Here is a 14719-nt window from a genome sequence, read left to right on the forward strand (position 1 = left end):
ACGGGTGGGGATAATTATGCCTTTAGTCCTGCTCCGGCGGCCTGTTATTGATTGTCAATCCTTGCTGCCGGCGACCATACCCTACGGCTTGACCGTCTCCAAGATCCAGGCCTCTGGTGTTTCCCGGCGGACCTCAAACGGGTCGAAGGCCTCCCGTGGGGCCTCCGCGAGCCGGCCCAAGAACTGCCCGACCGGCGTCGGGTCGCGGTCGCTGACGAGGACGAACGGCTCGCCGCTGTCCAACGCGGTGAACCGTTCGCGAACCCGGTCCTTGCGTTCCTGTGGGGGCAAGTCACGGATATCGACCGTGGGGTCGACCGACACCTCGCCGGCGGTGGCGAGGGCGGACTCGACGGCGCTGCCCAGTTCGCTGACAGCGTCGGGCACGCTGTCGGGTGCTGGCGTCCCCTGCAGGTCGTGTGAGAACGGCAGTTCGGCCAGCACTTCTGCATCGAGGTCGGAAAGCGCATCGCCGGTGAACAGGTCGTTCGGCTCGCCACAGCAGTCACAGACGTATTCGGCCATGTTGACGACGGTTCCGAGAACCGGCACGTCGTTGTCCCGAAACAGCTCGACCGTCCGGCTGGTGTCGCTGACGCTCGCGTGAAACGGCGTCGTGACGACGACGACGCCGTCGACGGGGACTTCCTGCAGCGTCGTCAGCACCACGTCGCCGGTCCCTGGTGGCAGGTCGAGCACCAGTATCTCATCGTTGCGCCAGGCGGTGTTCTCGAACAAGTCATCGAGCGCATCGTGGGCCATCGCGCCGCGCCAGGCCAGCGGCGCGCCGCTCTCCATCAGGCCGACGCTCATCACATCCATCGAACCCGCCCGAACCGGGAGCGGGTCGCCCTCTTCGCTGGAGTGGACCGGCCCGCTCACCTCCAGCAGTTCGGGCACGTTGGGTCCGTGGATGTCGGCGTCGAACAGTGCCACGTCGTTGTCGGCGGCCAGCGCACAGGCCAGATGCGTGGCGACCGTGGACTTGCCGACGCCGCCTTTCGCGCTGGCGACGGCGATAACGTGGTCGAAGGACTCGACACCGGCCTGGCCCTCGCTCGTCGGTGTCGTCCGCTCGACGTGGACACTCTCGACGCCGTCTACGTCGTCGACCGCGTGGAGCATTGCCTGAACGACCTGCGTGCTCGTCTGGCCGTCCAGTGCGGTCAGGTCGGCCTCGATTGTCACCTCGCCGTCGGCCGCGTCGATGTTCTCGACGAAGCCCGCGTCGAACACGGAGAGGTCGGCGTTCGGGTCGCGCACGTCTCGCAGTGCGGCTTCGATGCGGTCGGTCAGTGTGGTGGGCGTTCCGTCAGTCATCGTCAGAGGTCGGGCATCCGATTGAGTCTGTCTTCGCCGGGCAGCAGTCGAGCGTCGTTCTCCAGCGCACCGCCGAACTGCCGGCGGAACCGTCCGGGGTCCGCTTCGAGTGACCGCTCGGCGGTCTGTCGGACCACGGTGGCCGGGTCGTCGGTGAGTTCGCGCAGTCGCTCGCGGGCGCGGTCCTCGTCGACGCCACCGAGCATGTGAGCGGCCCACTCGCGGACCCGCTCGCTATCGTCGCGGCTCTGTTCCAACAGCAGGTCGGCCATCGCCTCGCCGCGGAGCTTGAACAGCGAGATGGCCGCGTTGCGCCGGACCGCGTGGTGGTCGTCGTGGACAGCGCCTTCGATGTCGTCCTCGTGAGCCTCGCGGTCGACGTTGTCGAGCGTGACGACGGCCTCGGCCCGGACCCACGGGTCGGGGTCGTCGAGCAGTTCCACCGCTACTGCTGCGGCCCGCTCGCCGCCATGGGTGGTCAGCGCCTCGACGGCAAACTGGCGCACATCGCTGTCGTCGTCGGTCGTCGCAGCGCGGGCCAGCGCCGCCACGATATTGTCCGTGGTCGCGCGGTCCTTGAGTTCGAGAGCGGCGCGGCGGCGGTCGGTCTTTTCACCGTGTTCGATGTCGGACAGCAGCGACGCCACCGCGTCGTCCTCGACGGGTTCGGTGTCGCTGGCGGCCAGTTCCTCCGGGGTCGCCTCGCCGATTGTCACGTCCTCGCGGCTCACCTCGATGTCTTCTAGCGCTTCGATATCGGTGTGCAGGCCCGGACTCCGTTCGGGGTCCAGTTGCGGGTCCGGGTCCTCTTCGAGGTGCTTCTCGAACTTGTCGTCGTCGTGACAGCCCGTCATTGCGCTCCCTCCTGTGCGGTGAGTACGGCAATGCCGAGTGCGAACGGGAGCGCCCGCGGAAGCGACGCCGGGACGCCGGCGAACGCGACCAGCGCGACGCCGGCCAGCAGCGGCCACCGCCGCGTTCGACTCGCGGCGCTGGCCGTCGTCACCGCACCGGCAGCGGCCAGCGCGATGACCGGCAGGCTCGTTCCGACGACACCGGTTCCTGTGAGCGTGACCGCGCCCGTGACGAACGGGACGGCGCGACCGACGCTCAGGACGACAGCGAAGGCGGCGAGGCCGCCGAGTATCGCGCCCCAGTCCGCCGTCGACAGCGAGCGCCAATCCGTCGCAGCGAACGACGGCGTCGACGCGATTCCGAGCAGCGCCACGGTCGAGGCCGCCGGTCGGAGGCCCGTCCAGCCACCGACACCGCTCGCTAGTCCAATGCTCAGCGCCGCGACGAGCAGGGCGACCGCGGTGGCTGAAACGAGGTCCAGCCGCCGTCCCGCGACGGCAGCGATGGTCGCCGTCCCGAGGACGACTGCGGCGGCTGCCGGCAGCGCCGCTGCGCTACTGAGTAGCGACAGCAGACCGAACACGCCGACGAACAGCAGCCCGATGCCGGTGAGTGGGTCGGCATCGGTGACGGCCACGGCAATCGCCGCGGCGGCAACGACGGCCGTGGATACACCTGTCGCCAGGCCGGGCGAGACCGGGACGCCACCGTACCCCGGCGCGTTGACGAACAGGACAGCAAAGTACCGGACGGCGACCGCGACGGCCGCAGCGCCGACCGCCAGGTTCGCGAGCGAATGGCTCCCACCGTGTAGCAGCGGTCTGACTCGTTGCTGTAGCGCCGCTGTCATCGTCGGTCCTCCAGCCGGTCCGCGAGGTCGTTGCGGTCGGCCCGGACGAACGCCTCCAGCAGTTCGCCGAAGCCGCCGTAGATGTCGGTCCCTGGTTCGTCGGCCAGCCGGTCCGCGACGCCCGCGGCCGCGTGGCCGAGGTGGCGGTCGTGGAAGTCCAGCCGAGCGATCGCAGCGTCCTCGCCGACGGCGGCTTCTCGCCGGGCGAGGTAGCCCGCGAACTCCAGTTCGTAGGTCAGGGCGTCGTGGTTGTCCCGCTCGTCCTGGTCGATTTCCAGGCCGTAGTGGCTGTAGGCTCGCGAGAGGTCTAGGTTCACGTCGTTCCAGGAGTGGTCCGGCCGGTACTTGGACTCGTACAGCGGGACCGGCGGCCCTTCTGCTTCGAGTGAGCCGTCAGTCCGGTCCGTGTACTCGCTGTAGCCGAGTTCGAAGATGTCGTTGTAGCGAGCCGCGAGCGTCTTGTAGTCGTCGTCGGTGGTCAGCGACGGGACGGCCACGTTGAGGCCAGTCCGGTCGAGACACGCTCTCAAATCGGCTTCCAGCGTCCCGTCGGCCGCTGCGCTGTGGAACGATTCCTCGGGGTACTCGAACGCCTTGGCGAGCGTCGCGTACACTGCGCCGCGAGCGGCGGCGTCCTCGTCGATGTCGTCCATCGGGTCAGTTGGCGTAGTCGCCATTACTCGGCCCCCCGCGTACGGTAGATACCGAAGCTGGTGACGCCGACGACAGCGACGATGGCGATGCCGGCGAGGGTCCACAGTAGCGTCTCGTAGGGTGGTCCTTGCGGGCCGCCGCTGAACGGGTAGTAGTGCCACTCGCTGACCGCTTTCTGCCCGGACCGCTCGCCGTTGGAGCCGTTCCAGACCGCGAAGGCCACGTCGAGGTCGCCGTCGGTCCGCAGGTCGGTCCGGTTCTCGCTCGACGCATCAAGCTGCCGCGAATACACCACCGTCCAGGTAGCGTTCCCGCCCGTACCGCTGTGACTCGTATTCGCCTGCACGGTTGGGTTCTGGAACGGCGTGGTCGAGCCAGCGCCGCCGGCCAGCAGTTCTTGCGTCCCGGTCGACCCGCTCCAGTACCAGACGTTGACGCGGTTGTCGGGACCGCCCATCGCTATCGGCGGCCGGGAACTCGTGTTGACCGGGAACTGGACCGCGACTGCGTCGGCGAACTCCCGCGTAGCGCTGGCGTTCATGTCCCGGGTCGCGTCCTGCCACTCCAGACGGACGTACAGCCGCTGGTCAGTGCGAGCCGCCTGCACGTCGACCGTCTCGATCGACGTGTCGTCGGCGTTCGGGACGCTACTCGGGGCGCTCGAAAGCGGCACGTCCGAGGCCGGGACCTCCTCCCAGCCGTCGGCGTCCGGTTCGGCGAGGTCGGCCGTCGATACCTCCGAAACCGGGATCTCGTGTGCTGGCCGGGCGCTCACCATCGGGGCGGCCACCGTCGAGACGACGATGAGCGCCGAAAGCACCGCCGTGAGTGCGAGCGTGCGCCGGTGGTCAGCCATCGTTGCCCACCCCCTGAGCACGCTCCGGCGCGGTCAACTGGGGCCGCTCGCGGGCATCGCCCGCTCGCGTGTCCGAGCCGCGTAGCGGCTCGCTACTCATCGTCGAACACCTCCAGCCGGTACTGTTTAGCCGGGTTTTTGTCCTGAAGCAGTTCCATCAGTTCGCTATCACCACCCTGTCGAACGCGCTGCCGGTGGGCGTCGATAGTGTCGAGCGCTTCGTCGACGCCGTCGCCGAACAGGTTCCGGAGGTACTGTCGGGGAATCCGGTCGATGTCGACCGTCTCTCCGTCCTCCGTGTGCTGGCCGGGGGCGAAGGGTGGGATGTAGTAGACGTTTGGCTGCGTGCGGAACTCCGGATGCAGCGGCAGGGCCACCTCGTACTCATTGACGAGCTTGTGAATCGGTCCCTCCTCGTCGTCGAGGAAGCCGACCAGCCGGAGCTGTGGCGGGCACTCCTCGGCACAGGCCGGGGCGAACGTCTCCCCGTCGGGGCCTTCCCCCTCGATACGGGGGTAACAGAAGATGCACTTCTCGGATTTCTTCGAGACGGTGTTGTAGTACACCTTCTTATACGGACACCCCTCGACGCAGTAGCGGTAGCCTCGGCAGCGGTCCTGATCGACGAGGACGATGCCGTCCTCCTGGCGCTTGTACAGCGCTGAGCGCGGGCAGGCCTCGACACAGGAGGGGTGGGTGCAGTGGTTGCAGATGCGCGGCAGATAGAAGTAGTAGCTGTTGGGGTACTCGCCGGCACCCTGGTCCTCGTCCCAGTTCGGCCCCCACTCCGCGCCGTCGCGGGGCCGTAGCGGCTCGTCGCTGCCCTCGTACATGATTTCCTCGTGGTTGAACTCCCAGGCGCGGCCGTAGTCCTCCTCGTCGGGGATCTCGCCGGGCGAGCGGTCCGAATGCTCGCCCGATTCCCAGCCGCCGCCGGAGTCCTCCCAGCCCCGCGGATACCCCTCGCCGGGCTTGGTCTCGACGTTGTTCCAGTACATGTACTCGCTGCCGCCGTCCTCCGTCCAGAGGTTCTTGCAGGCGATCGTACACGTCTGGCAGCCGATGCACTTGTTCAGGTCCATCACCATCGCGACCTGGTGGTCGACGCCGTCGGCGACGTTGACCAGCGTGTCCTCTTCTCCTTGGTCGTCCTGTTGATCGGTACTCATTCGGTGTCACCTCCGCTCGGTCGGATATCGACACGCACGTCGCTGTTGACCCCGGTCGGCCCCCAGTAGTTCGGGAAGAAGTGCAGGTGTTCCCCGGTGTCTTCCGGGTACTGGACCAGCTGGGTCGGCTTCATGTACATCGGGACGAGCGTGTTGAAGTTGTCCCGGTCGGGGTACTGGAACTTCTCCCAGGAGAAGAAGTGCCGGACAGTCCCCGGTTCGCTGGAGGGGTAGATCTTCGCCTGCACCTCGACGCTCCCGAGGTCGTTGTACACCTCCACGGTGTCGCCGTCCTCGATGCCCCGCTCCTCGGCGTCCTCGGGGTTCAGATACACTACGGGTTCGCCGCGCTGGAGCCTGAGCATCTTCGTGCTGTCACGCCAGGTCGAGTGGATCGACCAGCGACCGTGTGGCGTGTTGTACGAGAGCGGGTAGTCACCGCCGGTGTCCTCCGGCCCTTCCTTGTGGGTCGGCAGCTCCTCGCCGAGTTCGAGGTACCAGTCGTGGTCGATGTAGTACTGCTGCCGGCCGGTGAAGGTTGGCCATGGGTTCTTGTCGTGGACGTAGTCCTGCCACGGGACGTAGGCTTCACCGTCTTTGATGTCTGAAGTCCAGTGGTCGCCAGCTTCGAGGAACCGCTGTGGTTGCTCGTCGATGTCATCGAAGGTTATCTGCTCGTCGCTGCCCTCGGGGTTGGTCTCCTCGGAATGTTCGAGGATGAACTCCGCCGCGGCTTTGTCCTCGACGAGCCCTTCTTCTTCGCCGGTCTCCCAGTCACGGACGTAGTCATCGTAGATGGTCGTGAGGTCGATAGTCCGGTCGAATTTGCGGTCCTCGACCGGCTCGACACCGCGTTCCTGAGCGCGCTCCTGTATCTTCTCGGCGAGCAGGCGGAATATCTCCCAGTCGGTCTTGGCCTCGCCGAGCGGCTCGACGGCCGGCGTGAACGGGTGCACGTACGTGTGCATGTCCGTTTCCGAGAGGTCGTACTTCTCGTAGTGGCTGGCGGCCGGCAGGACGATGTCCGAGTACATCGCCGTCGAGTCCATCCGGAAGTTGATGTCGACGACGAGGTCGAGTTTGGGCCAGAGCTGTTCTTCGAGGGCGACGTTGCCCTTGGCCTGGTTGAAGTAGTTCCCCCGCCAGACGAACATCGTCGATGGGTCCGGCCGGTTCCCGTCGTCCCGTTCCTCGGGGTAGACCGGCATCCATCCCTTGTCGATGGACTCGCGTATCTTCTCGGCGGTGTCCGGGTCCGTGTTGTCGAGGATGCCCGCGTGGAAGTACGTCCACAGCGTCGTCGGGACGCCGCGGACGTTCCCGGTCGGGAACGAAAGCACCTGCCAGCCGTGGAACGACCAGATCTTCTCCTGGCCGACGTAGTGGTCCAGCCCGGTACCGGGGTCGCCGAGGTTCCCCGTCAGCGTCACGAGCAACTGGATTGCGCGGTTGCCAAGGTCGTTGTGATACCAGTCGTTGACGCCCTTGCCGTGGATGATTTTGGCCGCGTCGGCCTCGGCGAACTCGCGGGCGATCCGCTGGTAGGTGTTCTCGCCGACGCCGGTCTCCTCGTGGACGACAGCCGGCGTGTACTGGCTGAGTTCGTCGGTGAGGTTCTCCCAGACTGAACGGACTGCGACGCTACCCTCGTCGGTGTCGACGCTTCGCTCGACCGATAACTGTGGGTCGAAGTCGAGTTCGATGCTCTTCGAGTGGTCGTGCTGGCCGTCCCGCTCGCCCAGCGAGCCGGGAGCACGACGGAGGTTTCCGTCGGCGTCGACCATAACGAACACCTTCTCGGGATCGTCGGCGTCCTCCGCGAGGCCAACCTCGCTGGCCCGGAGGAACTTGCCGGTGTCCTCCCGGACGAGCAGCGGCATGTCGGTCTGCTCTTTGAGGTGTGCCTCGTCGTGCAGCCCTTCGTCGACGATGGTCTGGGCCATGCCCAGCGCGAGCGCGGTGTCGCTGCCGCCGTGGGGCGAGAGCCACTCGTCGGTGTGGATGGCCGTCTGTGAGTAGTCAGTGAAGACACCGACACGCTTTGCGCCCTCGTAGCCGGCGTCGAGGAAGTACTTCGCGTCGGGGATGCGCGTGACGTTGATGTTCGACCCCCAGGCGATGATGTAGTCCGAGTTGTGCCAGTCAGCGGATTCGGCGTTGTCCGTCTGGGTGCCCCACGTGATCGGCTGGCCCGGCGGCAGGTCCGAGTACCAGTCGTAGAAGCTGTGCGAGACGCCGCCCAGTAGATTGACGAGCCGGCTCCCGCTGGCGAAGGAAACCGGTGACATCGCCGGAATGGGCGTAAAGCCCGAAATCGCGTCGTACCGACCCGCCTGCACCTCGTCGATGACGTGGTCGGCGATCTCGGTGAGCGCCTCGTCCCAGCTAATCCGCTCCCACTGGCCCTCGCCGCGTTCGCCCGTGCGACGGAGCGGATGGAGCACGCGCTGGTCGGCGTTGACGTAGTCCGTGTAACAGGCCCCCTTCTGGCACCCGCGCGGATTGGGGTCCGGGAGGCTCTCGTCGAAGGTCGGGTAGTCGCCGGCCTGTTCCTCGCGCCAGACCTGCCCGTCCTTGACGTAGACGTTCCACGAACAGGAACCGGTGCAGTTGACGCTGTGGGTCGAGCGGGCGACGGAGTCCCAGTCCCACTCGTCGCGGTACAGGTCCTCCCAGTCCCGATACGGGTAGTTCCCGATAGGGTCGTCGACCGCTTCGAGACCGTCCATGCCGTCGTCGGCGAAGGACAGCCCCGTCGCACCCAGCAGCGACGCGGCACCGAGGCCGCGCACGAAGTCGCGGCGACTGATTCCAGCACTGTCCGCCTCGTCGTCGGTCAGGTCGTTTCTACTCATTGGTGATGAACACTGTCGCAGTCGCGCAGGCAGTGCCGGCCACGGCCAGCGCGATGCCGGCGAGCGTGCCGCCGCCGACTTCGAGGCCGGCGGCGACCAGCACGAGGCCGACCAGCTTGCTCGTCGTATCCAGCAGGCGATACTGCCGCTCTGTCAGTTCGACGCTCGCAGTCATGCGTCTCCCTCCGGTTCGGTGCTGTCCGGTTCGTCCCCGACGGAGCCGCCGTCCGCGGCCACGTCGCCCTCCTGTGACGGGGCGGGCTCGCCGTCGCGCAACAGCAGGTAGGTGATGCCGCCGAAGACGGGTGGGACGATGAGCAACGCGGCCGTCAGAATGGGGTTGACCACGTTCGTCGTCGTCCCAAGCACCTGGTCCGCGAGAATGTTGTTCATCCCCGCGATGGAGGCGATCATGATGAACGCAACGGCGGCCACCCCCACTCCGGTCTGCCAGGCCCGATCCAGCGGGTCTGCGGTGAAGTGGATCGGCCCGGTCCGGTCGATGAACGGCCAGACGGCGACCGCGGCAAACACCAGCCCCGGAAGGACGATGCCGCCGATGAACTCCCCGTTGATGTGAGCCGGTCCGATGCTGAAGCTGATCTGTGGCAGGAGCTTCAGGAAGCCGTACACCCACATCAGGAACCAGTCCGGCATGATGAGTTCCGGCGTGGCTGCGGGGTCGTTCGGCCCGTACTCGGCGACGTTGTGGACCGGCAGCAGGCCCGCAAGCGCCGACAGCGTCGCCGCGGTGACGAAGAACACCACCGCGGAGACGGCGGCCTGGTTCGGGAACGCGGGTAGGCCGATGATGATGTCGTCGTCTTCCTCGTCGACAGTCTGGCGGCCGGCCGTCACGTCACCGTCCCGCGGGGCCTCGGTGTGTTTCTGCCGGATGAGGATGGCCATGTGGACGGCCAGGCCCACGGCGATGGCCGCCGGTATCACGAGGATGTGCAGGAAGTACAGCCGTGGGATGGTGGCACTGGACGGGAATTCACCCCCGAACACCACTTGGCCGAGGAAATCACCTAACAGGGGGATGGATATCGTGAGGTTGTAGCCGATGCCTGTCGCTGTGGCAGCGAACTCGTCGAACGGCAAGGCGTAGCCGGTGTACGCCGCACCCATCGAGAGGGCCGCCAGGCCGGTGCCGACGATCCAGTTGGGCTCCCGCGGATTGCGGTATGCGCCGGTGAAAAACACCCGTAACATGTGCAACCCTATTGAGGCGACAAAGAGGTGGGCCGCCCAGTGGTGGAGCCGGCGGATGAACATCCCGAATGGCACGTCGTAGGTGATGTGCAACACCGAGACGAACGCTTCGGGCATCTCCTGGCCCTGGAACTTCTGGACGCTGCCGTCGTACTCCACGTCGGAGGTCGAGGGTTCGAAGAAGAACCCGAGGAAGATCCCCGACAGGATCAGGAGGAGGAAACAGAACAGCGCCACCTCGCCCAGCAGGAACGAGTCCTCTGCCGGGAACGCCTTGCCGAGGAACTTCTGACCGTTCTCCAGATCGAGGCGCGTGTCGAACCAGTTGTAGACGGCTTCGGCGCGGGACATCACTCACCCCCCGGGCCGATTGGCCCCTCGAAGTCGCCGGTGGCGACGAGGAATCCGTCGCTGGTCATCGTAATCGGAAGCTGTGGGAGCGGTCGTCCCGGTGGGCCGCCGCTGACCGCCGCCCCTTCCAGAACGTTGAATTTCCCGAAGTGGCAGGGACAGACGACCAGGTCTTCCTCCCGATCCGAGACCATACAACCGGCGTGGGTACACACCTTGGAGAAGGCGGCGTAGCCGTTGACGGTGAACCCCTCCGAGATGTCGCTGCCGTAGTCCGACTCGGCATAGCGCACCAGCAGCGTCGGTGCGTCTTCGATGCCAGGCCGGGGCTCCGGGAACACGGTCATGTGTTCGCCCTCGGAGAGCCGACCCTCGGTGATGCGCTCGCCTTCGCCGTCGACGAGGTGGATGCCGTCGGAGTACACAGGTCCCTTGTACCCTCGCTCGAACACCTGCGTGGTGCTGGCGAGGGGTGCGGTGAGGCTGGCGACGGCGGTCAGGCCGCCGACGGTTGCGAGGAATTTCGCGAAGTCCCGGCGGCGGAGTTCTGCGCGGGCGTCCCCGTACAGTGTTGGGGACGTACCGGTGGCCCCGTCACACGAGCAGTCGTCGCCCTGTTCCTCGTCGTCGTCATCGGGTTTCGGATACTCTATCATTCGTGCCCCCTGATTTCGGCGACTTCGACGTGTGGCATGAACCAGGCGTAGTACGCGACCGTCGAGAGCGCGAGCGAGAGGAACATTCCGGTCGCGTACAGCCCGAAGTACTGGGTGCGGGCGAGCGTGAGGTACTCGCCAGTGAACAGCGCCGCGAAGGCGATAGACAGGACTGTCAGCCCGCTCATGGCGACTAGTCCTTCTATGGCGTCCGAGGCGTCGTGGTACTCGACGACCCAGCGGTGTTCCGTGTTGAGCCACGGCAGCGAGACGGTTCCGCCGTCGGTCACAGGTTCGGCCTCGTCGGGTGGCCGGACCGCCCTGTTCATGAACTGGTGGGCGGCCGTGAGCACGCCAACCAGACCGAACAGGGCAACCCAGACGACGACGCCGACCTGGCTCGGCGACAGCTTGTTCGGCGTCTCTATTGGGCTATCGAGCGGCCGGATGTCGCTGACGCTCTCGTCGATAGCGATTTCCTCCGACGGTGGCTCGCCGTGCAAGGCGACGTACCACATCGGCAGCAACACCGCTGTTATCAACAGACCGATGAGTATCGTGTTGCGTCTCATAATCTTGTGTTATCTCGATTCGCCAGCGATTCGAACGGCTACGCTGTGTCGCTGTGTTCGGGGTTTGTTCCAGAACCCGGATGAACTGCCAGCCCGACATCTTAGGTCCATTATATGGCGGTTTTTTGCACGAACATGTTCGCATGCCATTTCTTATGGCAGCCGAGCCATTTACCGTGTATGTCGGGCCGAATGCTCGCCGAGGTCGAAGTGTTCGGTCCTCGGTCCTGTCAAGTACAGCCACACGCTGACGAGGAGTGGTCAGTGTCGTCGGTCTCTCGGAGCGCAACGAGTGGCGATGCCGACCGCGTTCTCGAAGAGTTCACGCTCAAGGGTGGTGAGGACCACCCGGGAGCGGTACAGAGCGAACACCCCAATGTGAACCATGTCTTCGCTTACGACCAGCGACACGTCTTTCAGTTGTCTCGGGCGGCCGAACAGGGTTGTGTCTGTGAACGTATCGAAGCGGCCGGCTGTGTCGTCCAGAAGTTCACGGCGGATACCGAATCCATCGTTGTCACGTTTCTCGTCGACGATATGCCGACTCTGCGGGAGATCGTTGCCGACCTCCAGTCGGAAGGTGAGACTGTCAAACTTCGTCGACTGCTCGAAGACACGTCCACGGAGACGGACCGGCCGGTCGTGCTTGACCGCGCGAAACTGACCAACCGCCAGCGTGAGGTTCTGAGCCAGGCCCACCAGATGGGGTACTTCGAACATCCGCGCGATGCGACTGCCGGTGACGTGGCCGACGCGCTGGACATCTCCACCTCGACGTTCACCGAACATCTCGCCGCCGCCCAGCGGAAACTCCTCGACGACCTGCTTGACTCCCGCTGAGTGGGACCGCGCCGCGTCATGTCAGCGATACAGATGCATTTCACAGCAGTTATTCCAGCCGGCACGCGAGGTGCCACCGCCGTCAATGACACAGGAACTAGGTCCCCTCGCTCGAACGCTGTCGCTGCCGTACTACGAAGACGCCCTCCCTGCACACGATCAGTTTCACGCCAAGCGAGTGCGAGACATCGCACTTCGGCTCGCGGGCCACTGCGACGGCTCGGTCGACCGGAATGTCCTCGCCGCATCGGCGTGGCTCCACGACATTGGCCGGCCTCTGGAGCGGACCGGTGAAATCGATGACCACGACGAATGGGCCACGGCGGAAGCCGCGCAACTACTCGCGGCCGAGGGCGTGGAACCCGACCGAATCAGCCGTATCAAACACTGCATTCGAGCACACAGTATCCGCGCAAGTTCTCCGGAGCCGAAAACGCTGGAGGCGAAACTCCTCTTCGATGCGGACAAACTGGACGCTGCCGGGGCGCGCGGGCTCGTCCGACTGGCCTGTATCGTCGGCGAGCGGTCTGGGCGTACGGGTGAGAAGTATGCCGTCATCGATGATACGTCAGCGACCGCCCTCGAACCGTCGGAGTCTCCGGATATCGAACTCCTTCAGGACTGGGCTCAGGAACGGTTAGATACGCTGTACACTCAACCGGGCCGGCATCTCGGTCGGACGCGTCAGGAATTCATGGACGAGTTCTTTACCCGATTCGCCGGTGAAACCGGGGTTACTGGGGAGTGGTAAACGGTGTCCCCGGAATCACAGAACCCTTTACCCTCGCCCCGGCGACACTGCACCCATGACCGAGTTCGACGCCGAGAAGTTCGACGAAAAATATGTCCACTACTTCGAGGAACTTGAAACGGCGTACTCGAACGCCTATCAGGAGCTGCACGGGCAGTACGACTCCGAGGTCCTTCGCGGGATCGACCGACAGATTCTCAGCGAGAGCGAGCCGGTGTATGAGGGGGACGGGACGTTCAGCATTCGACTGCCTGACAACACTGCAGCGCGTGCAAAGTCTCTGCCGGGCGACGAAGCGACGTTCGACACAGTGCTGTCGGCGTTCACTGACGCTATCGAGCGCGAACTCCGCCGGCTGTTCGAGTTCGAGTAATCCACGATTTCTACCCGACGGATCACTCGATAGCGGGCGTGTACAGCCTGTTTATCACCCCTTCTAGCAGCATTCGGCCTGGCGGATCGAAAACACCAGAATCAATGCAGTTCCGGTGCTAGCCCAACCAATTATACTAATGGCGACCGATTCAGATCTTCACTGTCTCTTTACCGCACCCGTCGAGGAGAAGAACGACTCGTACGTGGTCGAGATTCCGAAACAGGAGGTCGAACTGGGGACGCTGTCTCCCGAGACGCTGTACCGGATCGCACTGTTCAAGTCGGCGGCTGAGGCACCTACGTCCCAGTCACCGGCCGGTTCCCAATCCAGATCTGATCCGCAGTCCAGTTCCCACTCCAAGTCAGAGCCGCAGTCCAGTTCCCAATCCGGGCCACAGTCCGATTCGCAGTCCGGCGGGCCGAGCCGGGAACCGGAGTTCGGACCGTCGTCCCCGCCCGTTGCCGAGGGTGAGACGCGCGTAGTGGAAATCGAGAACATCGGCGACAAAGGCGACGGCGTCGCGCGTATCGACGGTGGGTACGTTGTCATCGTCTCCGACGCGGATGTCGGGGAGCGTCTCCGCGTTGAGATGGATCAGGTCCGTGAGAACGTGGCCTTCGCGGAAATCGTCGAGCGCCTGCCGTACTACGAATAAGCCACCCGTTCTCTCGGCTGGTTCCTACCTTCGCACTCTGTTGAGTTAGCCCGCTGCCGGTCAGACAGCCGAGGGTATATTTCCCCACCGACTGTCATCCCCGGTATGGGACACGACCACGACGAAACGACCGGCCACGACGGGGCAGGTCACAGCCACGGCGAGCATGAACACGGAGAGCACGGCCACGACCATGGGGAGCACGAGCACGACAGTGGCCACGAGCACAGCCACGGAGAACACACCCACGATGACCATCACGCTCACGACGCCGAAGGAGTTGAAATAGGGGTTCTCACTGTCTCGACATCGAGAACACTGGACGACGACCCGGCGGGTGACATCATCGCCACAGCCTGTGAGGACGCGGGCCACGAAATTGCCGAGCGCCGCCTCGTCGCGGACGAGATGGACGCTATCGAGGACGCCGTTGCCACCCTGCTGGATGGCGGCGTCGACGTAGTTCTGACGACCGGCGGGACCGGCCTCACGCCCGACGACGTGACCGTCGACGCTATCGAACCGCTGTTCGACCGACCGGTTCCCGGCTTCGGCGAGCTGTTCCGGTGGCTCTCCTACGAGGAGGTCGGGCCGATGGCGATGGCCTCGCGGGCGACCGCCGGCGTCGTCGACGACCGTCTGGTGTTCTGTCTGCCTGGCAGCGAGAACGCCGCTCGGACGGGCGCGGAGAAACTGGTCGCGCCCGCTGTGGGCCACCTGCTCGGTCTCGTCCGCCGGTAACGG

The 14719-nt window shown here is 65.3% G+C and carries 16 protein-coding genes; 5 read left to right on the forward strand and 11 right to left on the reverse strand.

Annotated features, from left to right (window positions below; translation table 11 throughout):
• Positions 1-81: 81 nt before the first annotated feature.
• From C444_RS08975 to C444_RS09025, 11 genes are all read right to left on the reverse strand, one after another.
• Positions 82-1320 (reverse strand): P-loop NTPase, encoded by a 1239-nt coding sequence (locus tag C444_RS08975; protein WP_004592412.1) that lies wholly within the window; start codon positions 1318-1320, stop codon positions 82-84.
• 2 nt (positions 1321-1322) lie between these two features.
• Positions 1323-2174, reverse strand: a complete 852-nt coding sequence (locus C444_RS08980) for a HEAT repeat domain-containing protein (protein WP_004592413.1) — start codon at positions 2172-2174, stop codon at positions 1323-1325.
• Positions 2171-3025, reverse strand: coding sequence for a hypothetical protein (locus C444_RS08985; protein WP_004592414.1), 855 nt, complete (start codon positions 3023-3025; stop codon positions 2171-2173). The genes C444_RS08980 and C444_RS08985 overlap by 4 nt, the downstream gene beginning before the upstream one ends.
• A complete protein-coding gene (locus C444_RS08990; protein ID WP_004592415.1) occupies positions 3022-3702 on the reverse strand; it encodes a molecular chaperone TorD family protein in 681 nt (226 codons plus the stop codon). The genes C444_RS08985 and C444_RS08990 overlap by 4 nt, the downstream gene beginning before the upstream one ends.
• A complete protein-coding gene (locus tag C444_RS08995; RefSeq protein WP_004592416.1) occupies positions 3702-4535 on the reverse strand; it encodes an ethylbenzene dehydrogenase-related protein in 834 nt (277 codons plus the stop codon). The genes C444_RS08990 and C444_RS08995 overlap by 1 nt, the downstream gene beginning before the upstream one ends.
• A gap of 92 nt (positions 4536-4627) precedes the next feature.
• A complete protein-coding gene (narH, locus tag C444_RS09000) occupies positions 4628-5704 on the reverse strand; it encodes a nitrate reductase subunit beta (protein WP_004592417.1) in 1077 nt (358 codons plus the stop codon).
• Positions 5701-8559 carry a nitrate reductase subunit alpha gene (gene narG / locus C444_RS09005; protein WP_004592418.1) on the reverse strand — a complete coding sequence of 953 codons (2859 nt, stop codon included), beginning with the start codon at positions 8557-8559 and terminating at the stop codon, positions 5701-5703. The genes narH and narG overlap by 4 nt, the downstream gene beginning before the upstream one ends.
• On the reverse strand, positions 8552-8734 hold the full coding sequence (locus tag C444_RS09010) for a hypothetical protein (protein ID WP_004592419.1): 183 nt from the start codon (positions 8732-8734) through the stop codon (positions 8552-8554). The genes narG and C444_RS09010 overlap by 8 nt, the downstream gene beginning before the upstream one ends.
• On the reverse strand, positions 8731-10125 hold the full coding sequence (locus C444_RS09015; protein WP_004592420.1) for a cytochrome b: 1395 nt from the start codon (positions 10123-10125) through the stop codon (positions 8731-8733). The genes C444_RS09010 and C444_RS09015 overlap by 4 nt, the downstream gene beginning before the upstream one ends.
• The gene (locus C444_RS09020) at positions 10125-10781 is read right to left on the reverse strand and encodes a QcrA and Rieske domain-containing protein (protein WP_004592421.1); all 657 of its coding nucleotides are present in this window, start codon (positions 10779-10781) and stop codon (positions 10125-10127) included. Before C444_RS09020 ends, C444_RS09015 begins: the two co-directional genes overlap by 1 nt.
• On the reverse strand, positions 10778-11353 hold the full coding sequence (locus C444_RS09025; protein WP_004592422.1) for a hypothetical protein: 576 nt from the start codon (positions 11351-11353) through the stop codon (positions 10778-10780). Before C444_RS09025 ends, C444_RS09020 begins: the two co-directional genes overlap by 4 nt.
• Positions 11354-11533: 180 nt before the next feature.
• Here C444_RS09025 and C444_RS09030 point away from each other — a divergent pair, with 180 nt between their 5' ends.
• The 5 genes from C444_RS09030 (at position 11534) to C444_RS09050 (ending at position 14716) form a co-directional block, all read left to right on the forward strand.
• Positions 11534-12193, forward strand: coding sequence for a helix-turn-helix domain-containing protein (locus C444_RS09030; protein WP_049909375.1), 660 nt, complete (start codon positions 11534-11536; stop codon positions 12191-12193).
• A gap of 85 nt (positions 12194-12278) precedes the next feature.
• Positions 12279-12944 (forward strand): HD domain-containing protein, encoded by a 666-nt coding sequence (locus C444_RS09035; RefSeq protein ID WP_004592424.1) that lies wholly within the window; start codon positions 12279-12281, stop codon positions 12942-12944.
• 55 nt (positions 12945-12999) lie between these two features.
• Positions 13000-13317 carry a DUF5783 family protein gene (locus C444_RS09040; protein ID WP_004592425.1) on the forward strand — a complete coding sequence of 106 codons (318 nt, stop codon included), beginning with the start codon at positions 13000-13002 and terminating at the stop codon, positions 13315-13317.
• 139 nt (positions 13318-13456) lie between these two features.
• The gene (locus tag C444_RS09045; RefSeq protein WP_004592426.1) at positions 13457-13975 is read left to right on the forward strand and encodes a TRAM domain-containing protein; all 519 of its coding nucleotides are present in this window, start codon (positions 13457-13459) and stop codon (positions 13973-13975) included.
• Positions 13976-14080: 105 nt separating this feature from the next.
• On the forward strand, positions 14081-14716 hold the full coding sequence (locus tag C444_RS09050) for a MogA/MoaB family molybdenum cofactor biosynthesis protein (RefSeq protein ID WP_004592427.1): 636 nt from the start codon (positions 14081-14083) through the stop codon (positions 14714-14716).
• The last annotated feature ends 3 nt before the right edge of the window (positions 14717-14719 follow it).

Source organism: Haloarcula japonica DSM 6131 (assembly GCF_000336635.1).
In the GTDB taxonomy this organism is placed as follows: domain Archaea; phylum Halobacteriota; class Halobacteria; order Halobacteriales; family Haloarculaceae; genus Haloarcula; species Haloarcula japonica.